Below are 26534 nucleotides of genomic sequence, written 5' to 3'. Positions count from 1 at the left end.
GGTGTCATGCGATGAAATTTGGGGCGGACGACAAGGGTCAGCTCAAGTGCTCGTTCTGCGGTAAGACGCAGGAGCAGGTAAGGAAGCTCGTGGCGGGGCCCGGCGTCTATATCTGCGATGAGTGCATCGAACTCTGCAATGAGATCATTGCGGAGGAACTTGGCGACGATATTGATGTCGGACTCAAGGATATTCCGAAGCCAAAGGAGATCCGCCGCATTCTCGACCAATATGTCATTGGTCAGGATGAGGCGAAAAAATCGCTTTCCGTGGCGGTCTACAATCACTACAAGCGTATTCATGCCGGTCAGGGAAAGAACGAGGATGTGGAGCTGCGCAAGTCGAACGTCCTCATGATCGGTCCGACGGGCAGCGGCAAGACTCTGCTGGCGCAGACGCTGGCACGCATCCTGAATGTGCCGTTTGCCATCGCCGATGCGACCTCTCTCACGGAGGCCGGCTATGTCGGCGAGGATGTCGAGAACATCCTGCTGAAGCTGATTCAGGCGGCAGACTACGACATCGAGAAGGCACAGCGCGGCATCATCTACATCGACGAGATCGATAAGATTGCGCGCAAATCGGAGAACCCCTCCATCACGCGAGATGTCTCGGGAGAGGGCGTTCAGCAGGGACTGCTCAAGATCCTTGAGGGGACGACGGCCTCCGTACCGCCGCAGGGCGGGCGCAAGCATCCGCAGCAGGAACTCCTGCAGATCGATACGACGAACATTCTCTTTATCTGCGGCGGTTCGTTTGATGGCCTTGAGGAGATCATCGAATCGCGCCTCGGAAAGAAGCAGATGGGCTTCGGTGCCGAGGTGCGCTCAAAGCGCCGCGTTACCGTGGGGGCGTCGCTCAGCAAGATCATTCCCGAGGATTTGATGAAGAATGGGCTGATTCCCGAGTTCATCGGGCGTCTGCCTGTCGTAGTCACGCTGAACTCCCTCGATGAGGAGGCACTCGTTCGCATTCTGACAGAGCCGAAGAACGCTCTTGTCAAGCAGTTCCAAAAGCTGCTCGAACTGGACGGTGTGCGTCTGACGTTTGAGGAGGATGCACTGCACCTGATCGCGAAGGAAGCGCTGACGCATAAGACGGGCGCGCGTGGTCTGCGTGCCATCGTCGAGGGGATCATGCGCAACGTCATGTATGAGGTGCCGTCGATCCATGGCGTGACAGCATGTCAGGTCACGAAGGACGTCATTGTCAACCACAGTGCCCCGATCCTCACCATCGACGGTGCGGGCGCACAGAAGATGGCAGCCGCCAATTAAAGGTCTCTGTGTTTCCTTTGACACATATCGACATACCAATGAAAGGAGCCTGCAGCGTGCGGTGCTCCTTTTTTCTATAGATGGAAGGAACGCGACCATGTCTGAAAAACAAACACTGCCGCTGCTTCCCCTGCGGGGACTTGTGGTCTATCCCCACATGATGGTCAACATCGACGTGGGACGCGATCGCTCCGTTGCCGCCATCGAGGCTGCGATTGCAGGAGACAGTCGGATTCTCGTCGTCTCACAGAAGGATCCGGAACTGGATGACCCGACGGCGGCAGACCTCTATGATGTCGGTGCAGTTGCGGAGATCCGTCAGTTTCTGCGCCTGCCCGAGGGCGTGCTGCGGATTCTCGTGGATGGACAGCAGCGTGCGGAGATCATGGAGATCCGCGAGGGGGAGACGTATGCGGAGGCGGATGTCCATGTGATTGACGAGGAGAGTGTGGAAACGCCCTCCACAAAGGATATGGAGGCACTCGTTCACGGGGTAACGAGCAAATTCGAGGAGTGGGTGAAGCTCTCTCATAAGATTCCGCCCGAGGCGCTGGTGTCGATCTCAATCATGGAGGACATGGGACGTCTGGCGGATATTATCGCGAGCCATTTGAGCCTGAAGCATGAGGTGCGGCAGGATATCCTTGCCACCATTGATGTGCGCGCACGCCTGCATCGTCTCTATGAGGTGCTCGTCTATGAGCTGGACATCATGGGGATCGAGCAGAAGATCAACCGTCGTGTACGTAAGCAGATGGACAAGGTTCAGCGCGATTTTTATCTGCGTGAGCAGATCAAGGCAATCCATAAGGAGCTCGGCGACGATGCGGATAAGTCCGCTGATGTGGATTGTTATCGCACGGCTCTCGCGGAGGGGGCGTACCCCGATGCCGTACGCGAGACCATCGAGCGTGAGATTCACCGCCTCGACGTCAGCCCTGCGATGAGTGCCGAGGTCGGTGTGATCCGCAGCTATCTGGACTGTCTGATCGAACTGCCGTGGATGCACACGACCAAAGAGACGGTCGATATGAATGCTGCGCGCGCTGTGCTCGAACGCGATCACTACGGACTCGAAAAGATCAAGGAGCGCATCCTCGACTATCTTGCCGTGCGTCAGCTGGCACCGGAGCAGAATGCCCCCATCCTCTGCCTCGTCGGTGCACCCGGTGTCGGCAAGACGTCGCTCGGAGCGTCGATTGCCCGTGCGATGGGGCGGGAGTTCATCCGTATCTCGCTCGGCGGCATCCGTGATGAGGCGGAGATACGCGGGCATCGCCGCACCTATGTCGGCGCGATGCCGGGCCGCATCATCGAGGGGATTCGCCGTGCCGGTACGAAGAACCCCGTTTTTCTCCTCGATGAGGTAGACAAGATTGCCATGGACTTTCATGGCGATCCTTCCGCTGCGCTTCTTGAGGTTCTTGACCCTGCACAGAACTGCACGTTCAGCGATCACTTCGTGGAGCTGCCGTTTGACCTCTCGCAGGTGTTCTGGATCGTCACGGCAAATCACCCCGCGCGCATTCCTGCGCCGCTGCGTGACCGAATGGAGATCCTGAACCTCTCGAGCTATACGGAGATGGAGAAGGTCGAGATCGCACGGCGGCATCTCCTGCCGCGTCAGCGCATACAGAACGGGCTGAAGGCAAAGGACATCCGCATCAGTGCAGGCGTCTATCCTGTGCTCATCCGCTCCTATACGCGCGAGGCGGGGGTGCGCGAGCTGGAGCGCGTCGTGGGTCAGCTCTGCCGCAAGACAGCACGGCGCATCGTCGAAGGGGAGACGCCGCCCATCGCCGTGACGAAGGCGAATCTTACGGAGTTTCTGGAACGTCCGAAGTACCATCCGGCGCGGCAGGAGAAGAAGCCCCTCGTCGGTGTCGTCACGGGGCTTGCGTGGACGGAGGTCGGCGGCGACGTGCTGCGGACGGAGGTCAACATCCTGCGCGGGAAGGGCAAACTCATCCTCACGGGGCAGCTCGGCGACGTGATGCAGGAATCGGCACAGGCGGCACTCTCCTACGTGCGCAGCCGTGCGGATGCGCTCCATCTGGCAGAGAACTTCTACGAGACGGACGACATACACATCCATCTGCCCGAGGGGGCGATTCCGAAGGACGGCCCCTCGGCGGGCATCACCATGGCGACGGCGATGATCTCAGCACTCACGGGGCGCAAGGTGCGCGCCGATGTCGCTATGACGGGGGAGATCACGCTGCGCGGAAATGTGCTGCCGATCGGCGGGCTGAAGGAGAAGACGCTCGCTGCCTATCGCGAGGGTGTGCATACCATCGTCCTGCCGCAGGAAAACGAACGCGATATCGAGGATATTCCCGATGCGGTGCGTGCGTCACTTGAGTTTGTACCCGTAGCGCACATGGACGAGGTACTGAAGGTCGCGCTGTATAATTAGGAGGTGCAGCATGTCTGAGCCGGTTGTCATTACAAAGGCTGCCTATCTTGCCTCTGCGGTACGGCGCGATCAGTACCCCGAGGAACAGCGTCCCGCGGTCGCCTTCATCGGACGCTCCAATGTCGGGAAGTCGTCTCTCATCAACTCCCTGACACGCATTCGCCAACTCGCCCATGTCTCGGGGAAACCGGGGAAGACACAGACGATCAACTTCTATGAGCTGCTCATGCGCATCGACGGTGGGGAAGAGCGGCATCCTGTACACCTGGTCGATCTGCCGGGCTATGGTTATGCCAAGGCGGCGCGTGAGAGCCGAAAGACATGGGCAAAGTTTATCGAGGAGTACTTTCTCCATGCAGAGAATCTGCACTTTGTCTGTCTCCTGCTCGATATTCGTCATGCCCCCATGCCCTCCGACAGAAAGATGTTTGAGTGGCTCGTATCGCATGATATACCTGTGCTGGTCATCGCCACGAAGGCGGATAAGCTTGGGCGCACGGCACGGCAAAAACAGCTGTCCCTGATGCGCAGGACGCTCGACGTTCCCGATCTTTCGATTCTGCCATATTCCGTGCCGAAAAACGAAGGGCGTACGGAACTCCTTGACGTGATGAAGGAATATCTGTTAGAATAGGCACGTAAAGAAGTGAATCGCATTCATTTTTGTGCCTGTGTCCTATGATACGATTGTCCATGAGCAAGACGATCCGATACCGGTGCATGAAGATGGTGCACGGTATATGGGAGAGACTTCAATGGCAGAACTGACAGAATTTGACAAACGGCTGCTGAACCTCCTGCAGGGCAACCTGCCGGTGTGTTCGCGGCCGTTTGCGCGTCTCGCCGAGATGCTCGGAACGACGGAGGAGCATGTGCTTGAGCGGCTGGACGCCCTGAAGGCGGACGGATTTTTGCGGCGCATTGGGACATTTTTCAACTCGGAACGCCTTGGCTATCAGGGGACACTGATCGCGTTGTGTGTGACACCGGAGCAGCTTTCGTCCGTCGCACAGGCGGTCAATCGCTATACGGGCGTGACGCATAACTATGAGCGCGAGGGTAGGTATAACCTATGGTTTACGCTCATGACACCGTCGCAGGCGACGGAGGAGAAGATCATCGGAGAGATCAAGGCGCTGCCCGGGGTGGAGCGTCTGATGGACCTGAAAGCGAATAAGAAATATAAGATCAACGTGCAGTTTAAGCTGAACTGATGCAGGAAGGAAGGCATATCTATGAGCGAAGCAATCGAGGTCGATGCTCTCGACCGTAAGATCATCCGCCTCCTGCAGGGGCAGTTTCCGCTTGTCGCCGAGCCGTACAAGGCACTCGCGGCGGAAATCGGCATCAGCGAGGAGGAGTTTCTGCAGCGTGTGGAGCGTATGATTGCAGAAAAGAAGATCCGGAAGATGGGCGCGGTTCTCCGTCACCGCGAGGTCGGCTTTACGTCCAACTGCCTCTGTGTTTGGAATGTCCCCGACGCGCGCGTGGACGAAGTGGCGCGGCGGATGGCGCAGCACGAGCGCGTCTCCCATTGCTATGACCGCAATCGTACGGCGGATTGGCGCTATAATGTCTATACGATGATCCATGGTTTCAGCCGTGAGGAGTGCGAGAAGATTGCAGAAGAACTCGCAGCCGCGACGGGCATCGAGGATCGCGCGATGCTCTACACCAAGAAAGAGTGGAAGAAGACATCGATGCAGTACTTTGTGGAAGAGTGATATGGATAGAAAACCCCCGAAGGCTTTTATCTTGAGCCTTCGGGGGTTCTATGTTTTTTAGGGAAACACTGATAAAATGAGGTCTGCCAGATTGGCGTAGATTTTTTCGTCCGAACGAGGTGGAAAACCGGACGCAGAGTGGTGCTCTGTGGAGGATTTTCCGCCGAAGTGCGGGCAAAAAAGATGCGTCAAGATGGTTGTACCGAATTTATCAGTGCTTCCTTAGAGTGCAATCACCTGATCGTGGAGTGCCTTGAGCTGTTCCTCGGACGGAACGTAGAGGATACGTACCTTGTCCATGGCGATCTCGCAGCCGCCCGCCTTCAGCTCGTCCTCAATCTGCTGGATGCTCTGCCCGCCCCAGCCATAGGAGCCAAAGGCGAAAGCCTTACGTCCCTTCGGTGCGAGCCCCCGCATATAGCAGAGGAAACCGCCGATGGTCGGGAGCATCGTATTGTTGAGCGTCGGCGAACCAACGGCGAGATAGCGGCTCGTGAGGATATCCGTCATGATGTCCGCATGGGAGTTCTTCTTGATGTCGTAGTAGCCGACGGAGTAACCCTTGTCGATGAACGCCTCAGCAATCGTATGCGCCATCGCCTCGGTGGAGTGCCACATGCTGTCGAAAACGATGACGGCGCGCTCCTCTGTCTCGCCGCTCGACCACTGCTTATAGCGCTCGATGATCTCAGGGATATGGGAACGCCAGATAATGCCATGTCCCGTGGCGATCATCTCCATGTCGAGCCCGTGCAGTGCCTTGAGTGCCGCCTTTGCCTGTGCTCCGTATGGGAAGAGAATGTTGGCGTAGTATTTTTTTGCCTCCTCACAGAGGATAGCGAGGTCATTCTCGTCGTCGAAGCGCTTGCCCGATGCCAGATGCTGCCCGAACGCGTCGTTCGAGAAGAGAATCTTCTCCTCAGGGCAGTAGGTGACCATGCTGTCGGGCCAGTGCAGCATCGGGGTCGGGATGAACTGCAGGGTGCGCTTGCCGAGCGAGATGCTGTCGCCTGCCTTGACGGTCTCATAGGGGAGCTCTCCATAGTAGGCGCGCAGCCCCTTCAGTCCGTTCGGCGCACTCGTGACGATCTTTGCGCTCGGCGCGAGGGAGGAGATGAGGGAGACACCGTAGGAGTGATCTGGCTCCACGTGATTGGAGATGACGCAGTTGATCTGCGACGGATCGATCACGGAGGAAATGCGCGCGAGCATCTCCTCCTCAAAGCCGTGTTTGACCGTATCAATCAGAGTGATCGTATCGTCGATGATGAGGTAGGCGTTGTATGATGAGCCGCGCTGCGTATCGTAGCCGTGGAAGCTGCGCATGGACCAGTCGATGGCGCCGACCCAGTAGATATTGTCACGGAGTTTGATGGCGTTCATAAAAGACTCCTTTCAACCATAGGATGGATTAACAGAGAATAGACTTAAGCTATAGAAATAATCTATATATTATAAAAGTATTCTAGCGTAAAACCCATTCTTTTGCAACCGCAAATTGCCCTCAACCCTGTGATGATGGGCGTCTTGTGACGCGTTTTCTTGACAGATGATTCCGTCTGTTGTATAATAATCATGACGAAAGCTGTGTATAATTGGGATAAAACAACCAGAAGAAAGAGGACTTTTGATGCAAGAAAAGGTTCTAGTCTTTGATACGGAGACGACCGGCTTTCGCAGTGATGATGAAGTACTGACCCTCGCTGTTGTGAATGGCGTGGGTGAGACGATGGTCGACGGTATGTATGCGCCGGCGCGTAAGGCAGAGTGGCCGGATGCCGAGCGCATCAATCGCATATCGCCGGCGATGGTCGCGGGCTGTGACCCCATTCTCGCACATCGTGAGGAGCTGGAACGTCTCTTCAATGCGCCGGACACACTCCTTGTCGGCTATAACACCGAGTTCGATATTCGCCTTCTGGCGCAGTCGGGGATCCGCATTACGAACCCGAACCGTCATGATGTGATGCTTGCTTTTTCGGCGTTCCGCAAAGTCCCCGATGCACGGCGCGGCGGCTACCGATGGTGGAAGCTGACGGAGTGTGCGGACTACTACCGCTACGACTGGGGAAACACGGTGGCGCACGGCGCACTCGCGGACACACTCGCGACGCTCTTCTGCTACCAAAAGATGAAAGAGCCGGTCTATGAGGAACAGAGCCTGTTTGATTAATTTGATTAATATGCAGGGAGGCATGCTGTATGGCAAAGAAAAAGAGCCAAACGGAGACGCCGATGCAGTCGATGCGCGAGCGCAAACAGCAGGAGCTCGAGGCACGGCTTCAGCGCGTACGAAAAGCGCGCAGCACCTATCAGCGTAAGATCATCGGCGGTATCGTCGTTGCCTTTATCCTCCTCATCATTGTGTGTGCTCTGCTTCCGTCCGGCGATCGAGCCTATGATGGCCGATGGAATAAGGATATCAATGAAGGACAGGCGGGTATTTTGCAGAGTTTGCGGAACAGTTTTAAATAGGTCTTGCTATTTTCTCAAAACCGCGTATTCTTATAGGGTATACGCGGTTTTTTTGTTGGAGGGGTTGTTTGCATGAAATTTCAAGAGGTTATCCTCACACTGCAGGAGTTCTGGTCGGGGCAGGGCTGTATCCTCGCCCAGCCCTATGATGTAGAAAAGGGCGCAGGGACGATGAGCCCGTGGACGTTCCTGCGCGTTCTTGGGCCAGAGCCGTGGAATGTCGCCTATGTGGAGCCCTCGCGCCGCCCGGCGGACGGACGCTATGGAGACAACCCGAATCGTCTCTATCAGCATCATCAGTTCCAGGTGATCATGAAGCCGTCGCCGGACAATATCCAGGAACTTTACCTTGAGAGCCTTGCCCGCCTCGGCATTCACGCGGAGGAGCATGACATCCGCTTTGTCGAGGACAACTGGGAGTCGCCGACGCTGGGCGCGTGGGGACTTGGCTGGGAGGTCTGGCTGGACGGGATGGAGATCACGCAGTTCACGTACTTCCAGCAGGTTGGCGGTCAGGATGTAAAGCCCGTCTCCGTGGAGATCACCTATGGGCTTGAGCGTCTTGCCATGTATATTCAGGGCGTAGAGAACGTCTATGACATCGCGTGGACGGATGATGTGACCTATGGCGATGTGTTCCACCAGAATGAGTTTGAGCAGTCTTCGTATGCGTTCGATCTCTCGGACGAGAAGCTGCTCTTTGACCTGTTTGACAAGTACGAGGCGGAGGCGGTGCGCGTCATCGAGGCAGGCTATGTGCATCCGGCGCATGACTACGTGCTGAAATGCTCGCATACGTTCAATCTGCTCGACGCGCGCGGGGCGATCAGTGTCTCCCAGCGGACGGCGTTCATCGGGCGCGTGCGCAAACTCGCGCGTCTCTGCGCGGAGGCGTATCTCGCCCAGCGTGAGGAACTGGGGTATCCGCTGTTGAAAAAGGAGGGGAAGGCATGAAGCGGGATCTGTTATTTGAAATTGGAACGGAGGAGATTCCGGCACACGTGATGCCACACCTCCTGGAGGATTTGGCACAGCTGGCGGAGACGATGCTGAAGGAGCACCGCCTTTCCTATGAGAAGGTGCGCACGCTCGGCACGCCGCGCCGTGCCGCCCTCATTGTGACGGGGCTCGCAGAGCGGCAGGAAGACGTCAATACGGAGACGCGCGGCCCATCCGTCGCCATTGCCTTTGATGCGGACGGAAACCCGACGAAGGCGGGCGCGGGGTTTGCGCGCGGACAGGGCGTCGATCCGTCCGCCCTCATTCAGCGTGACGGCTATGTCTATGCCTCCGTGCATGAGAGCGGTGCAGCGACGGCTGAGCTTCTGACCTCGCTCCTGCCTGACCTTGTGCGTGCGATTCCGCTGCCAAACAGTATGCGCTGGGGGGATCTGGACTTCCGATTCATCCGCCCGATTCGCTGGTTCGTGGCACTCTACGGGACAGAGATCGTGCCCTTTACCCTTGCCGGAGTGACGAGCGGGAATCACTCGCGCGGGCATCGGACGCTCGCACCGGCGGACTTCGTGATCACGTCGGCGGCGGACTACGAGGCGGCGTGCGAGAAGGCGTATATCATCGTCGATCCCGAGCGGCGGCGCGCCATGATCTGCGAACAGATCACAGAGACGGCAAAGGCGTGCGGCGGCACGGCGGAGATCACGCCCGACCTCCTCGAGGAGGTGCTCTATCTCGTGGAGTATCCGACGGCGCTCAGCGGCTCGTTCGAGGAGAAGTATCTGGCGCTCCCCGCCGAGGCGGTGATTACGCCGATGCGCGACCATCAACGCTATTTCCCCGTCAAGGCGGCGGACGGCAGCCTACTGCCCGCTTTTATCACGGTGCGCAACGGTGGGAAGGCACATCTTGATGTCGTGGCACACGGCAACGAGCGCGTGCTGCGGGCACGTCTTGCCGATGCGCAGTTCTTCTTCGATGAGGATCGCAGAAAATCCCTTGCAGAGCATCGGGAAAAGCTCAAGACGGTCGTGTTCCAGCGGGGGCTCGGATCGATGTACGAAAAGACGGAGCGTCTCACGGCGCTCACGACGGCGATTGTCGAGGAGATGGCGGCGGGTGATGCGGATGGCACCGCTCTCGCCGATGCGCGGCGTGCCGCCGAGCTCTCGAAGGCCGATCTCGTGACGGGCATGGTGACGGAGTTCACGGAGCTGCAGGGGATCATGGGACGTGAGTACGCCCTGCTCGATGGGGAGAGCCCTGCTGTTGCGTGTGCCATTGACGAGCAGTATATGCCGCGTTTTGCGGGGGACGAGCTGCCGCAGACGCCGCTCGGCGTTGCCCTCAGTGCAGCGGACAAGGTCGACAACATCGTCGGGACGTTCAGCCAAGGCAGAATTCCGACGGGATCGCAGGATCCCTTTGCCCTACGCCGCCAGGCACTCGGTCTCGTCCTCATGCTGATCGAGCAGAAGAGCACGATGCTCCTCTCCGATCTTGTGGATGAGGCGTGCGATCTCTACGATCTTGATGTGTCTCTGTGTCAGAAAATGCAGGCCTACGTTGCAGATTTTATCCGTCTGCGCTTGAAGAATGTGCTCACAGAGCGCGGTGTGCGCTACGATGTGCAGGAGGCAGTGCTGGAGGATGTGGACTTCGTCGCGGATGTCCCCGTGCGCGCCGCCTATGTGGAGCGTCTGCTCGCATCAGATGGTGCGGACGCGCTTGTGCAGTCCTTTGTCCGCGTGGGGAACATCGCCCGCGGCGTGACGGGCGGCGCAGTGGATCCTGCACTGTTCCAGGCAGAGGAGGAGGGCGCACTGCTCTCTGCCTATCAGACTGCTGCGGCTGCGCGGGCAGAGGGCGAGGACACGCTTCCGGCAGAACGAGCCCTTGGCAAGGCGATCAACACATTCTTCGATGCGGTCATGGTCATGGACAAGGACGCGCGCGTCAAGGAGAATCGCCTGTCGCTCCTCAAGATGATCGACGACTATCTGCTGGAGACGGCAGACTACAGCAAAATTGTGCTGAACTAGGGAATCACTGATAAATTCGGTACAACCATCTTGACGCATCTTTTTTGTCCGCACTTCGGCGGAAAATTCTCCACAGAGCACCACTCTGCGTCCGGTTTTCCACCTTGTTCAGACGAAAAAATCTACGCCAATCTGGCAGACCTCATTTTATCAGTGATTCCCTAACAAATAACGCTGCTGTACGAAGGTCTTTCTATCTTCGTACAGCAGTTTTTTATCGGAGGGGTGATGATGGTATGCGGGTGAAGATGTGCGGCATGCAGACCGCAGCAGCGGCACGCGCGGCAGAGGAGGCGGGAGCGGACTACATCGGGTTCATCTTCGCGCAGGGCAGTCGCCGCTATGTCACGCCGGAGACGGCGCGCGAGATTGCGCGGGAAATGCGGCATGTGAAGAAGGTAGGCGTCTTTGTCGATGCGCCGATGGCGGAGGTGAACCAGATTGCCGATGCCGTTGGGCTGGACTATGTGCAGCTCCACGGCCATGAGACGGCAGAGATGGCACGCATGGCAGAGCGCCCCGTGATCAAGGCGTACCGCTATGGGGACAACTTCGATGCGGAGGCGGCGAACGCCTATCCTGCGGAGATCATTCTCGTAGACAGCTACGTGAAGGGGGCGGCAGGCGGTACGGGGCGGACATTTCGCTGGCAGGAAGCGGCACAGGAGATCGCGCGCGTCACGAAGCCCGTACTGATTGCGGGCGGCATCACGGCGGCGAATGTCGGGGAAGCCATGGATACCTTTCAGCCATTCGGCATTGACGTATCGGGAGGGCTGGAGGAGGACGGCGTGAAATCTGAGGCGAAAATTGCGGCGTTTATGGCGGCGGTACATGCACACCGATGATGTATTTGCCCCGCGTGAACGCGAGCGGTACACGGCCATGTGCGCCCTCTCATTGACAAATGGCGCATTCTCCTCTAAGATAGACAAATACGCCGAAAGGCGCAGAATGAATCATTTGAAGGAGGTGCACAATGCGCGACATACTTGCTGAAATCGTGGCGAAGAAGCGCGGCATTGTCGCAGCGGCGAAGGAGGCCGTGCCGCTCGATGTACTGAAACGGGATCTGTCCTGTGGGACGTTCCGCATGGCGGAGCACTTCCGATGGCATGGGTGGGGGCTGATCGCTGAGTGCAAGCTGCAGTCGCCCGCCAAGGGACGGCTGACAACGGCGCACACGGTCACGGAGCTCGCCGATATCTATGCGGCGGCAGGCGCGGCCGTGCTCTCCGTACATACCGATCCGCATTTTCTCGGCAGCAACGCGGATTTTTCCGCCGTACGTGCACGTGTGAATACACCTCTCCTGCGCAAGGATTTTATCATCGATCCCTATCAGGTCTACGAGGCGCGTGCGTTGGGCGCGGATGCCGTCCTGCTGATTGTGCGCATCCTCACGCCGGAGCAGCTGAAAGAGCTGCTTTACCTGACGTGGAGTCTTGGGATGGATGCCCTCGTGGAGGTGCATGACCGCCGTGATTTGGAGATTGCGCAGCAAACGTCGGCAGAATTTATCGGCATCAACAACCGCAATCTCGTGACCTTTGAGACAAGCGTCGAGACGACGCTTGCCCTCCTGCCCTATGCGGATAAGAACCGTACGCTCATCAGCGAGAGCGGCATCTTTGCCCGTACGGATGCGGAACGCGTTCGTGCGGCAGGGTGCAAAGGCGTGCTGGTCGGAGAGGGACTGGTGCGTGCGGCGGATATCGGGGGGTTTGCAAGAGAACTGGTTGATGTTGAGACGAAGGAGCAATAATATATGAGCAAGAAGGGACGATTCGGCGACTATGGCGGGCAGTATGTGCCCGAGATTGTGATGCCGGCACTGAATGAGCTGGAAGAGGCATATCTGAAATACCGTGACGATGCGGCGTTTCAGGCGGAGTACCGCAGCTACCTCAAGGAGTATGCAGGGCGTCCGACGAATCTTTATTTTGCCGAGCGGCTGACGAAGCACTACGGCAAGGCGGACATCTATCTCAAGCGCGAGGATCTTCTTCATACGGGGGCGCATAAGATCAACAATGCGCTCGGCCAGGCACTCCTTGCACACCGCATGGGCAAGAAGCGCATTATCGCAGAGACGGGCGCGGGGCAGCATGGTGTGGCGACGGCGACGGTGGCGGCACTCTTTGGAATGGAATGCCGCATCTTCATGGGTGCACTTGACGTGGAGCGGCAGAAGCTCAACGTGTTCCGTATGCGTCTGCTCGGCGCGACGGTCGTCCCCGTATCGAGCGGTACAGGAACGCTGAAGGATGCAACGAGCGAGGCGATCCGTTACTGGGCGACAAACATCACGGATACTTACTACGTCATTGGCTCCGCTGTCGGGCCTCATCCCTATCCGATGATGGTGCGCGACTTCCAGAAGGTTATCGGTGAGGAGATTCGCGCACAGGCAGAGGAGAAATTCCACGCGAAACCCGACTATCTCGTCGCCTGTATCGGCGGCGGGAGCAACGCCATCGGTACGATCTATGATTTTCGCAATGATGCCGACGTGAAGAAGTTCTGCGTCGAGGGCGGCGGGCGCAGCGATGCGGACGGCGACAATGCCAAGACGCTCAGCGGCGGCGGTACGCCGGGCATCCTGCACGGAGCGTACAGCAACCTCCTGCAGAATGAGGACGGGCAGGTCATTGAGGCGTACAGCATCTCAGCAGGGCTCGACTACCCCGGCGTTGGTCCGGAGCATTCCTACTTTAAGGACGAGGGCATCGTCACCTATGTCTCCGTGACGGACAGAGAGGCACTCGACGCATTCCAGCGTCTCTCGCGCATCGAGGGGATCATTCCCGCGCTCGAGAGCTCGCATGCACTGGCGTATCTGGAGACGCTGATGCCCAAGACCAAGGCGGGCGAGCGCGTTGTCGTCTGTCTCTCAGGACGCGGCGACAAGGACGTGCAGATGGTGGCAAAGGAGCTGGGGGAGGACATCGCATGAGCAAGCGGATGAATGAAAAACTCGCAAAGCTCCGCGCCGACGGGCGGACAGGGCTTTACATCTACGTGACGGCAGGGTGCCCCAGTGCGGAGGCAACCGTGGACATCGTACGCCGTGCCGAGGAGGCGGGCGCCGATCTCATCGAGCTCGGCCTGCCGTTCTCCGATCCCATGGCGGACGGTCCCGTGATTCAGGCGGCAAGTGTCGAGGCACTGAAGAACGGCATGACGATGAAGAAGGCACTTGAGATCGTCAAGGAGATCCGCAGACACTCGGAGATCCCCATCGTCGGCATGGGCTACATCAACATGGTGAACCACTATGGGTTTGAGCGTTTTGTCACGGACTTCAAGGCAGCGGGGATGGACGGCGTGATCCTGCCCGATGTTCCGCACGAAGAGTCGGAGGAAATGCGCCGCATCTGCGATGTGCATGACTTTACACTGACGGAATTCATCACGCCGGGAACGACGGAGGCGCGCATGGCGGAGACGTGCCGTCATGCGGCGGGCTTCGTCTACTGCGTCTCGAACTATGGTGTCACAGGCGTCAAGGAGATCGACTACAGCATCATCGGGAAGGTCTGCTCTGCCGCACGCCGCTATACGAATATCCCGCTTGCCATCGGCTTCGGCATCGGTACGCCCGAGGCTGCCGCACGCGCCGCAAAGCAGGCAGATGGTGTGATCGTCGGCAGTGCAGTCGTCAAGCACATTCTCGACGGTGATATCGACGGCGGCATCCAGCTGATCGCTGCGATGCGCAAGGCACTCGATGCTTAAGGGAACAATATTGCCCACCGCTGTGAAGTCGGTGGGCTTTGCCATGTGAAGGGAGATCCTATACCATGAAGTATCTGATTGATTCGGCAAATCTCGATGAGATTCGTGCGCTTTCGGAATATCTGCCGATCGCCGGTGTAACCAGCAACCCGAGCATCGTCAAGAAGGAGGGGAGTGTCCCGTTCTTTGCCCACATGCGTGAGATTCGCTCCATCATCGGAAAGCTTCGCCCCCTGCATATTCAAGTGACGGCGACGGACTATGACGGGATGATGCGCGACGCAGAGGCGGTGTTTCGCCATGTTGATGAGAAGGTATTCATCAAGGTTCCCGTCGACTTTGAAGGGGTCAAGGTCATCAAAGCCCTTCGCCGTCAGGGGGCAAACGTGACGGCGACGGCCGTCTACGGGATGGATCAGGCATTCATGGCTCTGGAGGCTGGCGCGGACTGCATTGCCCCGTACTATAACCGCATGGAGGCGCTTGGCGTCGATGCAGCGTCTGTGATCGGGAATATTGCCGGCATTATTGCCCACTACGGCTATGAGACAGAGATTCTTGCGGCGAGCTTCAAGCAGCCCGCCCAGATCGATCGTGCAATTCTCGCAGGTGCGCATTCCGTCACCGTGGCGCCTGATGTTCTGCGCGGCATCTTTGTCAAGCAGGTCGTTGCAGATGCGGTGCAGGCATTCTCCGACGATTGGACGGGGCTCTATGGCGGGAAGACACTCGCGGAGCTGGCAGACGAATGAGATCGTACCAATAAGGCAAAGAAGAGCGGCTGCACGCCCCCATCGGCTCGCTATGCTCGCCGCTCCCTCAAAGTGCGGGGGAAGCTATATGCTGTTATTCCCAAAAGCCTTCCCCGTTATCACGGGGAAGGGGCACAAAGAATGGGCTGTTGTACGAAGTTTTCAGCTTCGTGCAACAGCCCCTTGTCAAATTTGCCTGCTTACGCAGGCGGTTCATCGTATTTCTCATACTCCTCATACTGTGCCGCATGACGCAGCTCTGCGCGCGCGGTGGCGGCATGGAGGGTATTGAGCGCCGCAAATGGGGCGAACTGCCCCGCACGGTCGTGCCGTGACATGGGCGGATGGGTGCGGGAGATCGGCCGCGCAAGATGGATGATGTCATCGTAGTCATGGATATTTCGCTGCATGGTCGTGCCTCCTTTTATCCGTGCGTACGCTATGCTTTGTGTCCGCCGATCTGCCCGTTGCGCTGGCGCATGGTTGCCCCGTCGATAAAGTTTGCCCCGCGCAGGATGGCATTCTTCCCATAGGCCTGCTTGATGGCAACAACGGCGGCATGAAGTGCCTTTTCCTTTTCCTGTGCACGACGCTCCTTCGCCGTCAACACAGTGCCTGCGGCCTCGTCGGCAGAGAATAGATCCAGCTGCTCCGCATCAGTACTGTGCTGCTCAAGCGTCCGAAGGTGCTGCGCAGAAATCGTGATGCGTCGGATGAGCAAATGCGGGTTCACAATCGTATCGTAGAGATGGGTCAATGCGTTCATCAATGCACGCGGCGGCGCACCGCGCTCCACGGTGCAGTGCCCATGTGACGGCCACGGGACACTGCGGCCGTATCGATCTGTCCGAATACGGCCGTGGTAGAGAGAACGGATCTCCGGGCGGGTGAGGGACTCCACATCGTAGCCGATGGTCAGCTCAATGCGGTCACAGGTGAGGTGCTTTACGGCGAGATCGTGCGCGAGCGCATCCGTCATCTCCCACACGACGAGACGCGCCTTGTCGGTGGCGTATGGCATTTGCAGCACCTGTCCGTGGTGGATGCTGCGCGACTTGGGGCGATAGTGCTTGATGTCCTCCATGCGCGTCGTCTCGATACCCCAAGCGTGGTCGATGAGTAGCTCTGCCTGTACCCCAAAGAGACGATAGAGCAGATCCTCGTTATAGTGCTCAGACGCCTTGCCGAGGGAACAGCGTGCAATATCGCCCATGGTATAGAGGCCGTTTGCCTCGAGCTTTGCAGCGTAGCCCCTGCCGATGCGCCAGAAGTCCGTGAGCGGGCGATGCGCCCAGAGCGCCTGCCGATAGCTCAGTTCATCCAGCTGTGCCACACGTACCCCGTCCGCATCGGGTTTCATGCGCTTGGCGACGATGTCCATGGCGATCTTTGCTAGGTAGAGATTCGTCCCGATGCCGGCGGTCGCGGTAACACCGGTCTCCTGCAGTACCTCGCGGATGAGGCGCAGGGCAAAGTCGTGTGCGGAGATATGCAGGGTGTCCAGATAGCTCGTCGCGTCGATGAACACCTCGTCGATGGAGTAGATGTGGATGTCCGCCGGCGCGATATGCCGCAGATAGACCTCATAGACGCGCACGCTGTATGCGACGTAGAGTGCCATGCGCGGCGGGGCGATGTGGTAGGCGATGCCGAGGTGCGGAGATGCGGCGAGCTCTGTCGCATCCGTTGTCTCACCCGTGAGCCTGTGCTGCGGTGCACGGTATTTCCGCTTGGCGTTTGCGTCCCGCACGGCGCGGACGACCTCAAAGAGGCGCGGGCGTCCGCCGATGCCGTGCATTTTGAGCGCAGGGGATACGGCAAGGCAGATCGTTTTCGTCGTGCGGCTTTCATCTGCGACGACGAGATGCGTCGTCAGCGGATTCAGACCGCGCTCGATGCATTCCACCGAGGCATAGAAGGATTTTAGATCGATTGCGATGTAGGTGCGGTTCGTCATGTGGTATCCCTCCTTAGTTCTATCATAGCACATGTGTTTGCTTCTTGTAAATCAGAAAAAGGGAAAACGTGAGGCGCGTCGAAAATAAAAGAGGATATAGAACGATGCGGAGGAATCAGCCATGAAGATGATCGTTACGGGCGGCGCAGGATTTATCGGCGCCAATTTTGTCTACTATGAACTGCGTGAGCATCCAGAGGATCAGATCGTCTGCTATGACGCTCTGACCTATGCGGGGAATATTGCAACTCTTGCCGAGGCAAGGAAGTCCTCGCAGTTCACCTTTGTGCGCGGCGACATTGCCGACCGCGGGGCGGTCTATGCACTCTTTGCGCGCGAGAAGCCCGATGTGGTCGTGAACTTCGCGGCGGAATCACATGTGGATCGCTCGATTGAGACGCCCGAGATTTTCCTTCAGACGAATATCATCGGCACGAGCATCCTGCTCGACGCATGCCGCAAATATGGCATCAAACGCTATCATCAGGTATCGACGGACGAGGTATATGGCGATCTTCCGCTGGATCGTCCCGATCTCCTCTTTACAGAGGAGACGCCGCTGCACACGTCCAGTCCCTACTCCTCCTCCAAGGCGTCGGCTGATCTGCTCGTGCAGGCGTATGCGCGTACCTATGGCGTTCCCGTGACGATCTCGCGCTGCTCCAATAACTACGGTGCGTTCCAGTTCCCCGAAAAATTGATTCCGCTCATGGTCATCCGCGCCATGAAGGGGGAACAGCTCCCTGTCTACGGCGATGGAAAGAACGTCCGTGACTGGCTGCATGTGGACGATCACTGCAGTGCCATTGATGCGATTGTGCGCCGTGGGGCGGAAGGCTCTGTCTATAACGTTGGCGGGCACAATGAGCACTCCAATATCGATGTCGTCCGTACGATCCTGCGCGTTCTGGGCAGGGCAGAGGAACAGATCTCCTACGTCACGGATCGCAAGGGGCACGATCGCCGCTATGCCATCGATCCGACCAAGATCGGACGGGAACTCGGCTGGCAGCCGCAGACGAAGTTCGATGACGGCATTGAGGCGGTTGTTGCGTGGTATCGTGACCATACGTCGTGGTGGGAGGACATCCTCAGCGGTGTCTATGAGAAACGAAATGCCGAGGCATGACGCAGTGGCAGCTCCTCTGTGTGGATGCAGGTGTCATGCACGGCGTGCATAGGAGGAAAATGCGTGCTCTGTTTTAAGGATGTCTCTGTGGACTACGGGTGCGGAGACGATAAGGTCCATGCGCTCGCGGATGTGTCCGTACAGCTGGAGCGCAGCACGGTGCTCGCACTGATCGGGGCATCGGGCTGCGGCAAGTCGACGCTCCTGCGCGTTGGGGCAGGACTTCTTCATCCGACATCGGGGCAGGTGACCTGCGGCGGTGCACCCCTTGATCCGCGTGCCCTGCGGATCGGATTTCTCCCGCAGAACTATGGGCTCCTTGCATGGAAAACCGTGCGCGAGAATATCCTGCTTGCGGCAGAGATCAAGGGCATTCGCCGCGATGAAGATGCAGAGCGCCTGGATACGCTGGTTGATGAACTGGGACTTGGGGATTTGCTGGCACGTTATCCGCATGAGCTGTCGGGCGGACAGCAGCAGCGCGTCGGACTGGCGCGCGTATTCTTTCTCGCCCCCGACCTGCTCCTGATGGATGAGCCATTCTCCGCGCTCGACGCGATTACGCGCGAGGCGATGCAGGAGGTGTTCCTCTCCCTCCGCAGGAAGTATGCGGTGACAACCCTGCTCGTGACGCATTACGTGGAGGAAGCACTGATGCTGGCCGACCGCATTGCCGTCATGTGCGGAAAACCCGGCCGTATCGTCGAGGTGATCGACAACGCGCTTGTCGGTGATACCGCACGCCGTGGGTCTCCGGCGTTCTCCGCCATGGGGCAGACACTGCGCGAAAAGATCGCTGGGGAGGGGGCATGATGGAGAAACTCTCACTGCGGATGATCGCCGCCGGGATGCTCGCCTGTATTCTCCTTTGGGCGGGCGCGGCGGAGCTCTTTCAAAAGCCGGTGATCCCATCGCCCGTGCAGGTGTTTTTCCAATTGACAGCGACATTCACAGGGACGATTGCCATTCACGCGGCGTACAGCCTGATGCGGATTGCTGTGGGCGTGCTTGCCGCCGTTGCCGTCGGCTATCCGCTTGGCATTCTGATGGGCTATTTTCGGCGCGTCAATCATCTCCTTGCCCCGATCCTCTATCTGACCTACCCCATCCCGAAGATCGCACTCCTGCCCGTCGTCATGCTGCTCTTTGGCGTCGGGGAGACGAGCAAGCTGCTGCTGGTCTTTCTCATCATCGTCTTTCAGGTGATCGTCACGGTGCGCGATGCCGTTGCCGCGATTCCGCCGGCCACGTATTTCCCGCTGCGCGTGCTCGGCGCGTCATTCGGACAGATGGTGCGCCACATCATCGTGCCCGCCTCGCTGCCGAAGTTCATCACGGCTGTGCGCGTGGCGATGGCAACGGCGATCTCCGTCCTCTTCTTTACGGAGACATTCGGCACACAGTACGGCATCGGCTACTACATCATGGACGCGTGGCTGCGCGTGAACTACCTCGATATGTACGCCGGCATCGTCGTGCTGAGTGCAATCGGACTGCTGCTCTTCATCCTGCTCGATCTGGCAGAGCGTCGGCTGTGTGCGTGGAATCGGCAGTAGACGGTATTAGGGAATTATTAATCGTGTGAATACATTTCTCAATCGCTTTACAATCCACGCTGAAAAATGGTAAGATGGGCGCGTGGTTTTACTGCGTGGACGGGAGAACCCCTTCGATATCTTCTAGGAAAAGGATGGTATGCATGATGAATGAACTTCTCTACAAAATTCCTGCCCATACGCCGCGTGAGGAAATTGTCGCCCAAATGAAAGCACATCCCGAGGTGCGATTCGTCTCACTCGTCGGCATTGATATGGCGGGAAATGATACGGATGAGAAGATTCCGGTACAGATTTTTCTCGACGATATCGACGCTTTCTACAATGGTACGGCCGTGCAGACGGACGGCTCCTCGGTTGTTCTGCCGAAGATTGCAACGATCGAAAACGCCAAGGTGGATCTCCCTGTTGACCCCTCTGTCAATTGGTTTGTGGACTATAATCCTGAGAGCTCGGATGAGGATACGGGGCTGCCGATCGGCACGCTGCGCATCCCGTCCTTCGTCGTGCATGAGGGAAAGCGCGTCGATCCCCGCGCGGTGCTCACGGATACGCTTGCCTATGTAAAGAAGGAACTGCTGAAGTTCTTCCATGAGAATCCGAAGATCTCTGCGGCGCTGAGCCTGAACGGTGCGGACATTGAGGATATCGTATTCACCTCCGCGACAGAGCTCGAGTTCTGGGTCAAAACGCCGCTCGACGACAATGCCTCGATTGAGGAGATGTCGGCGTCGCAGGTGATGAACGAGCAGTACTGGGAGCGGACGCACGGTGCCGTGCGCTCGGCACTTGAGGAGTGCCTGATCCAGCTCGAAAAATATGGGTTCCACATGGAGATGGGGCATAAAGAGGTCGGCGGCGTGAAGGCGCAGATCGACGATACCGGCCGCATGACCCATGTCTGCGAGCAGATCGAGATCGACTGGAAATATGACGATGCGGTACAGGCGGCGGACAACGAGCTCTTCATCCGTACCTTTGTCCGCGAGATCTTCCGTCTCTACGGGCTTGAGGTGAACTTCAAGGCAAAGCCGCTCATCGGTCTGGCGGGAAATGGCGAGCATACCCATCTGAGCCTCGCGGCCATCACGAAGGACGGCAAACGCCACAACCTCTTTGCAGCAGACGACCAGAATGCACACTATATGAGCGCCGTCGGCTATGGCGCACTCATGGGACTCCTGCGCAACTACGAGGTCATCAATCCGTTCGTATCGGCGACCAATGACGCATTCAACCGCCTGAAGCCGGGCTTTGAGGCGCCGGTCTGCATCGTTACGTCCTTTGGCGCGACGCCTGCGATCCCCGCGCGTAACCGCACGGTGCTCGTGAGCCTCATCCGCGATATCAAGAATCCACTGGCTACGCGCTTTGAGCTGCGTGCGACGAATCCGTACTCGAATACGTACTTCGTCCTCGCCGCCTCGTATCTCGCCATCCTCGACGGCGTTTTGCACACGAAGGGGCGCACGGCAGAGGAACTGCTCGCCGAGCTCTCCAAGCAGCCGGGTGAGCAGGGGCTCTACCTCGAGACAGACCGCGCCTATCGGAGCGAGGAGGATGTCTTTGAGCACTATACGGCGGAGGAGCGCGATGCACGCTTTGGTAAGCCGCCCGCGACGGTCTGGGAGAACATGCTCGGCTTTGAGCACAACGAGAAGAAGCTCGCGGTCATCACGGCGGGCGGAACGCTGACGCCGCGCATCATTGACTCGTTCCGTACCGGTGCTCTCCTGCGCTGGAAGATCGAGCTGATCAGCCGCATCATTCCGGAGAACCGCGATATCGTTCGCCGTATGACGGAGATCAAGAGCGATTTCGTGACGGATCAGGATGCCTATATGTGGAACAAAATTCGTGACCTGCGCGTCTACCTCGCAAAGGATACGATTGACGACAAGGCGCTCTTTACCCTGCTGATCAAGGCACTGAATGACGGCGATGATGCAACGGCATCGGCGCTGCAGCTCGAGATGTACGCGAAGATGGAGGAATTGAAGGGACTCTATGACAGCTATAAGAAGAATATGATCTGATATGAAAAAGGTTCTGCCGCGTATGCGGCAGATTTTTTTGCATTAAATGTCAAAAAATCAAAATTTCTATTTGACTTTTTGACTTTATATATTATAATAGAACCATCAAACAGGAAAACAGTGGAGGGATACCTATGGAACAGGATAAATATACTGCGCGGACGCTGGCTGCGCTCCAATCGGCACAGCAGATTGCGGCGATGCGCTATCATCAGGAAATCACGTCGGCACATGTGCTGCTCGCACTTGCCAAAGAGCCCGAGGGACTGCTCGCAACGATCTTTGAGGTCTGCGGTGTGGATCTGCCGATGCTCAAGGCTCGTCTGGAGAAGGAGCTCGCCTCTATCCCGAGCGTGCACGGCTCGAACCGTCTCGGCATGGGGATGGATATGGTGCGCGTGCTCGGTCGTGCCGAGGAGCTCGCAAAGTCCATGAAGGACGACTACGTATCGACAGAGCATCTGCTGCTCGCCATCGTGACGGACGGCAGTGAGGAGGTACAGGCGATTGCGCGCGAGTTCGGTCTGACGAAGAGCAGCGTACAGGATGCCATCCAGAAGAACCGCAAGCAAAACGTGACGAGTGACAACCCCGAGGAGGGCTATCAGTCGCTTGAGAAATACGGGCGCGACCTCACGGCAGCAGCGCGTGCGAACAAGCTCGACCCCGTGATCGGCCGCGACGAGGAGATTCGCCGCACGATCGAGATTCTCTCGCGCCGCACCAAGAACAACCCTGTGCTCATCGGTGAGCCGGGCGTCGGCAAGACGGCGATTGTCGAAGGACTGGCACGCCGCATCGTGGCGGGCGATGTCCCCGAGTCGCTGAAGAACAAGACGCTCTACTCGCTCGATATGGGTGCGCTCGTCGCGGGAGCAAAATTCCGCGGCGAGTTCGAGGAACGCCTCAAAGGCGTTCTCAACGAGATCGCAAAGTCTGAGGGACAGATCCTCCTCTTCATCGACGAAGTGCACACGGTCGTCGGCGCGGGGGCTGCCGAGGGAGCAATGGATGCGGGCAACCTCCTAAAGCCGCTCCTCGCGCGCGGGGAACTTCGCTGCATCGGCGCTACGACCCTGAACGAGTACCGTAAGTACATCGAGAAGGATACAGCACTTGAGCGGCGTTTCCAGCCCGTCATGGTCGGCGAGCCGACGGTGGAGGACACCATCTCCATCCTGCGCGGTCTGAAGGATCGCTACGAGGTGCATCACGGCGTGCGCATCCGCGACGCGGCCCTCGTCGCTGCAGCGACGCTCTCTGACCGCTATATTTCCGATCGATTCCTGCCCGACAAGGCGATTGACCTCGTCGATGAGGCAGCGGCAAAGCTGCGCACGGAGATTGAGTCCATGCCCGCACCGCTCGATGAGATTCGGCGCAAAATCCTCCAGCTCGACATCGAGGAAGAAGCACTGAAGAAAGAGACAGACGAGGACTCGAAGGAAAAGCTTGCGGCACTTGTCACCGAGAAGGAAGGACTTCACGCGGAGGAGCAGAAGCTCCAAGAGAAGTGGGAAGGTGAAAAGCAGGCAATCCTGCGCGTACGTGCCATCAAAAAGGAGATGGATGAGGTGCGCGGCGAGATGGAGGCGGCAGAACGTGCCCAGAATCTCGCCCGTGCGTCGGAGCTGAAATACGGCAAGATGCCGGAGCTTGAGAAGAAGCTCGCCGACGAGGAAGCGGCACTCGCTGCAAAGGCGGACGGTGAACAGATGCTCAAGGAGGAAGTCGGCGAGGAGGATATTGCCCGCGTCGTCAGCCGCTGGACCGGCATCCCCGTCACGAAGATGATGACGGGCGAGCGCGAGAAACTGCTCCGTCTGGAGGATGTGCTCCATGAGCGCGTTGTCGGACAGGATGAGGCGGTGACCGCCGTCAGCGAGGCGATTCTGCGCGCACGTGCCGGCATCAAGGATCCGAACCGTCCAATCGGCTCGTTTATCTTCCTTGGGCCGACGGGCGTCGGCAAGACAGAGCTCGCCAAGACCCTTGCGGAGTCGCTCTTTGACGATGAGCGGAGCATGATCCGCATCGACATGAGCGAGTACATGGAGAAGCACAGTGTCTCGCGTCTCATCGGCGCGCCTCCGGGATACGTCGGCTACGACGAGGGCGGTCAGCTCACCGAGGCAGTGCGCCGTCGTCCGTACAGCGTCATTCTGCTCGATGAGATCGAGAAGGCGCATCGCGACGTGTTCAACGTGCTGCTTCAGATCCTCGACGACGGACGCCTGACGGACGGCAAGGGGCGTGTGGTGAACTTCAAGAACACCGTCATCATCATGACGAGCAATCTCGGCTCGCATGAGATTCTCAGCAAGGACTATGCGGAGGCAACGGCGGCAGTGAAGGCACTGCTCAAGGAGTACTTCCGCCCCGAGTTCCTGAACCGCGTCGACGACACCATCGTCTTTAAAGGGCTCACACAGGAGGATGTCAAGCGCATTGCGGCGATCATGCTGAAGTCGCTCAGCAAACGCCTTGAGCGTCAGGTGGACATCGCACTCGCGTGGACGGATGATGCACTGGAGGCACTTGCGAAGGAGGGCTTTGATCCCGACTTTGGCGCACGCCCGCTGCGGCGTCTCCTCACGCATAAGATCGAGACGGCACTCTCGAAGAAGATCATCGCAGGCGACGTGCGCGGCGGTGACACGGTCGAACTTGGCTTCGACGGCACGGCGTTTACGTTTCAGACGCTGTAAGCGAGAGCTGCAATCGGCTCGCTGCTTTCTTCGTTGCGACGGGGGAAGCGAATATGCCATAATCCAAAAGCCTGCCCCGCTTGCGGGGAAGTGGGACCGCGAAGCGGTGGAAGGGGCACAACAGGGAGCAACGTGAAGGAGTGTTTTCCTTCATGTTGCTCCCTATTTAATTTCCGTACCAACGGTTACAGCATTTCTTCACCGTCCTGCGTTATAATTGTCACATCAAGGTGAAAATTATAATTGGTATAAAGGGGCTTTCATTATGGAAAAGATACTGGATCTGAAGAAGAGCGTTGCCGAACTGGTGGAGGAGTATCCCGAGGTACGGGAGATCATGGCGGAGGTCGGCTTCAAGGAGATCACGAATCCCGTTGCGCTCAATGTGATGGGGCGCATCATGACGATCCCGCGCGGTGCGGCGGTGAAGGGAATTGATCTCGCAAAGGTTATTGCCGCCTTCGAGGAGCACGGCTATACCGTGCTCACTGACGACGCACAGTCGCGGCAGGGACGTCTGCGCGGCTTTATCGAGCGCCTGTCGGACGGGGAGGAACTGGACTCCGTCCGCAAGGATTTTGTCAAGGAGTTCAGCCACGTCGAGGCTCATGAGATCATGGATGCAGAGCAATCCCTCATCAAGGAGGGCATGCCGGTCAGTGAGGTGCAGCGCCTCTGTGACGTGCATTCCGCGCTCTTTCATGGGACGGCGTCTGCTCCGCCCGCAGGTGCGCTTTCGCATGATGAGATTCACGCGCAGGCAGCATCGGTCGACCCGAATGATATGGACGCACTGCCCGAGGGACATCCGCTGACGATTTTGCGCGCGGAGAATCACGCTCTTGAACAGCTGCTCGATACGATTACGGCGGAGCTGGACGGCGCGAAGCGCATGGATGTCATGCTGACGCACATGCTTTCCCTCGGCGATCTGCGGATGCACTACATCAAGAAGGAAGAGCTGCTGATGCCGGTGCTCTATGACTATGGCGTTACCGGGCCGTCGCAGGTGATGTGGGGCATTGACGATGAGATGAAGCGCGAGCTCAGCATGATCATCAAGGCACTCAAGGCGGATGCAGAGACACTGCCGCTCTACGAGTCGCGCATTCGTGATCTCGTACAGCGCGTGCGCGAGATGACCTTTAAGGAGGAGCGCATCCTGTTCCCGCTCAGTCTGCGGTACTTCACACAGATGGAGTGGTATCGCGCCTATCACGATCTCGTGACGATGGGCTCGTCCTTCGGCGTCGACCTTCCCGCGTGGCCGGAGGCACAGGCATGGCTCGATCAGGAAGCGACACGCGTTGCCGACGCGCCGTCCGGGGGAGCACTGCAATTTCCCACGGGGACGCTTACGATGGAGCAGCTGACGGCGATCTTTAAACTCCTGCCCGTTGACATCACCTTCATCGACAAGGACGACGTCGTCCGCTTCTTTACCAACGAGGGGCAGGTCTTCACGCGTCCCATGTCCGCGCTCGGGCGTGACGTGATCAACTGCCACCCGCCCGAGATCATTCCCGTCGTGCGTAATCTGATCGCGGACTTCAAGGCGAAGAAGCGCACGCAGATGGTTGTCTATCGCCGCATCCGCGAGCAGCCAATCCGCGTGCAGTATCAGGCAATGTACGACGCGGCCGGTGAGTATCTTGGCACGGTCGAGTTCGTGACCGATCACGCCGAGGCACTCGAGAAATTTTGCCGCTGAAAGATAAGATAAAAGAACCTATCAAGAAAAATGCTTGACAGGTTCTTTGTTTCCCG

At 58.2% G+C, this 26534-nt stretch carries 23 protein-coding genes; 20 read left to right on the top strand and 3 right to left on the bottom strand.

The window, feature by feature from the left end:
• The first annotated feature begins 11 nt into the window (after positions 1–11).
• From clpX to HMPREF9166_RS03570, 5 genes are all read left to right on the top strand, one after another.
• The gene (gene clpX, locus HMPREF9166_RS03590; RefSeq protein ID WP_009442696.1) at positions 12–1277 is read left to right on the top strand and encodes an ATP-dependent Clp protease ATP-binding subunit ClpX; all 1266 of its coding nucleotides are present in this window, start codon (positions 12–14) and stop codon (positions 1275–1277) included.
• A gap of 97 nt (positions 1278–1374) precedes the next feature.
• Positions 1375–3693 (top strand): endopeptidase La, encoded by a 2319-nt coding sequence (lon, locus tag HMPREF9166_RS03585; protein ID WP_009442695.1) that lies wholly within the window; start codon positions 1375–1377, stop codon positions 3691–3693.
• Positions 3694–3703: 10 nt separating this feature from the next.
• The gene (gene yihA, locus HMPREF9166_RS03580) at positions 3704–4327 is read left to right on the top strand and encodes a ribosome biogenesis GTP-binding protein YihA/YsxC (RefSeq protein ID WP_009442694.1); all 624 of its coding nucleotides are present in this window, start codon (positions 3704–3706) and stop codon (positions 4325–4327) included.
• Between the two features lie 121 nt (positions 4328–4448).
• Complete coding sequence (locus HMPREF9166_RS03575; RefSeq protein WP_039980954.1) at positions 4449–4907, top strand: AsnC family transcriptional regulator; 459 nt, start codon at positions 4449–4451, stop codon at positions 4905–4907.
• Between the two features lie 21 nt (positions 4908–4928).
• The gene (locus HMPREF9166_RS03570; RefSeq protein ID WP_009442692.1) at positions 4929–5417 is read left to right on the top strand and encodes an AsnC family transcriptional regulator; all 489 of its coding nucleotides are present in this window, start codon (positions 4929–4931) and stop codon (positions 5415–5417) included.
• Positions 5418–5639: 222 nt separating this feature from the next.
• Here HMPREF9166_RS03570 and HMPREF9166_RS03565 read toward each other — a convergent pair whose 3' ends face one another.
• Entirely contained in the window at positions 5640–6800 is a 1161-nt protein-coding gene (locus tag HMPREF9166_RS03565; protein ID WP_009442691.1) for an FprA family A-type flavoprotein, read from the bottom strand.
• Between the two features lie 247 nt (positions 6801–7047).
• On the opposite strand from HMPREF9166_RS03565, the gene HMPREF9166_RS03560 reads away from it, so the two are divergent.
• The 9 genes from HMPREF9166_RS03560 (at position 7048) to HMPREF9166_RS03520 (ending at position 15381) form a co-directional block, all read left to right on the top strand.
• Entirely contained in the window at positions 7048–7590 is a 543-nt protein-coding gene (locus tag HMPREF9166_RS03560) for a 3'-5' exonuclease (RefSeq protein WP_009442690.1), read from the top strand.
• A 29-nt stretch (positions 7591–7619) separates the two neighbouring features.
• The gene (locus HMPREF9166_RS03555) at positions 7620–7892 is read left to right on the top strand and encodes a hypothetical protein (protein ID WP_009442689.1); all 273 of its coding nucleotides are present in this window, start codon (positions 7620–7622) and stop codon (positions 7890–7892) included.
• Positions 7893–7964: 72 nt separating this feature from the next.
• Positions 7965–8846, top strand: coding sequence for a glycine--tRNA ligase subunit alpha (glyQ, locus tag HMPREF9166_RS03550; protein WP_006691372.1), 882 nt, complete (start codon positions 7965–7967; stop codon positions 8844–8846).
• Positions 8843–10891 (top strand): glycine--tRNA ligase subunit beta, encoded by a 2049-nt coding sequence (glyS, locus tag HMPREF9166_RS03545; protein WP_009442688.1) that lies wholly within the window; start codon positions 8843–8845, stop codon positions 10889–10891. The genes glyQ and glyS overlap by 4 nt, the downstream gene beginning before the upstream one ends.
• A 236-nt stretch (positions 10892–11127) precedes the next feature.
• Complete coding sequence (locus HMPREF9166_RS03540; RefSeq protein ID WP_009442687.1) at positions 11128–11739, top strand: phosphoribosylanthranilate isomerase; 612 nt, start codon at positions 11128–11130, stop codon at positions 11737–11739.
• Positions 11740–11870: 131 nt separating this feature from the next.
• On the top strand, positions 11871–12656 hold the full coding sequence (gene trpC / locus HMPREF9166_RS03535; RefSeq protein ID WP_009442686.1) for an indole-3-glycerol phosphate synthase TrpC: 786 nt from the start codon (positions 11871–11873) through the stop codon (positions 12654–12656).
• Between the two features lie 3 nt (positions 12657–12659).
• A complete protein-coding gene (trpB, locus tag HMPREF9166_RS03530) occupies positions 12660–13847 on the top strand; it encodes a tryptophan synthase subunit beta (RefSeq protein ID WP_009442685.1) in 1188 nt (395 codons plus the stop codon).
• Positions 13844–14629, top strand: coding sequence for a tryptophan synthase subunit alpha (gene trpA / locus HMPREF9166_RS03525; protein ID WP_009442684.1), 786 nt, complete (start codon positions 13844–13846; stop codon positions 14627–14629). Before trpB ends, trpA begins: the two co-directional genes overlap by 4 nt.
• A gap of 65 nt (positions 14630–14694) precedes the next feature.
• Positions 14695–15381, top strand: a complete 687-nt coding sequence (locus HMPREF9166_RS03520) for a fructose-6-phosphate aldolase (protein WP_009442683.1) — start codon at positions 14695–14697, stop codon at positions 15379–15381.
• Between the two features lie 200 nt (positions 15382–15581).
• On the opposite strand, the gene HMPREF9166_RS03515 is transcribed toward HMPREF9166_RS03520, so the two are convergent.
• Entirely contained in the window at positions 15582–15791 is a 210-nt protein-coding gene (locus HMPREF9166_RS03515) for a hypothetical protein (protein ID WP_009442682.1), read from the bottom strand.
• 29 nt (positions 15792–15820) lie between these two features.
• On the bottom strand, positions 15821–17338 hold the full coding sequence (locus HMPREF9166_RS03510) for a type VI secretion protein ImpB (RefSeq protein WP_039980950.1): 1518 nt from the start codon (positions 17336–17338) through the stop codon (positions 15821–15823).
• Between the two features lie 121 nt (positions 17339–17459).
• On the opposite strand from HMPREF9166_RS03510, the gene rfbB reads away from it, so the two are divergent.
• From rfbB to HMPREF9166_RS03480, 6 genes are all read left to right on the top strand, one after another.
• Positions 17460–18467 (top strand): dTDP-glucose 4,6-dehydratase, encoded by a 1008-nt coding sequence (gene rfbB, locus HMPREF9166_RS03505; RefSeq protein ID WP_009442680.1) that lies wholly within the window; start codon positions 17460–17462, stop codon positions 18465–18467.
• Positions 18468–18491: 24 nt separating this feature from the next.
• Positions 18492–19280: an ABC transporter ATP-binding protein gene (locus tag HMPREF9166_RS03500; RefSeq protein WP_009442679.1), complete on the top strand. Its 789-nt coding sequence runs from the start codon at positions 18492–18494 to the stop codon at positions 19278–19280.
• Positions 19277–20023, top strand: a complete 747-nt coding sequence (locus HMPREF9166_RS03495; protein ID WP_009442678.1) for an ABC transporter permease — start codon at positions 19277–19279, stop codon at positions 20021–20023. Before HMPREF9166_RS03500 ends, HMPREF9166_RS03495 begins: the two co-directional genes overlap by 4 nt.
• Before the next feature lie 146 nt (positions 20024–20169).
• Entirely contained in the window at positions 20170–22059 is a 1890-nt protein-coding gene (locus tag HMPREF9166_RS03490; protein WP_039981579.1) for a glutamine synthetase, read from the top strand.
• Between the two features lie 134 nt (positions 22060–22193).
• On the top strand, positions 22194–24767 hold the full coding sequence (gene clpB / locus HMPREF9166_RS03485) for an ATP-dependent chaperone ClpB (RefSeq protein ID WP_009442676.1): 2574 nt from the start codon (positions 22194–22196) through the stop codon (positions 24765–24767).
• Between the two features lie 265 nt (positions 24768–25032).
• Complete coding sequence (locus tag HMPREF9166_RS03480; RefSeq protein WP_009442675.1) at positions 25033–26478, top strand: DUF438 domain-containing protein; 1446 nt, start codon at positions 25033–25035, stop codon at positions 26476–26478.
• Positions 26479–26534: the final 56 nt, after the last annotated feature.

Origin of the sequence: Selenomonas sp. oral taxon 149 str. 67H29BP (assembly GCF_000146365.1) — a bacterium.
In the GTDB taxonomy this organism is placed as follows: Bacteria; Bacillota; Negativicutes; order Selenomonadales; family Selenomonadaceae; genus Centipeda; species Centipeda felix.
The sequence above is the reverse complement of the archived record's forward strand: the minus strand, read 5'-3'. Positions and strand labels throughout refer to the sequence as shown.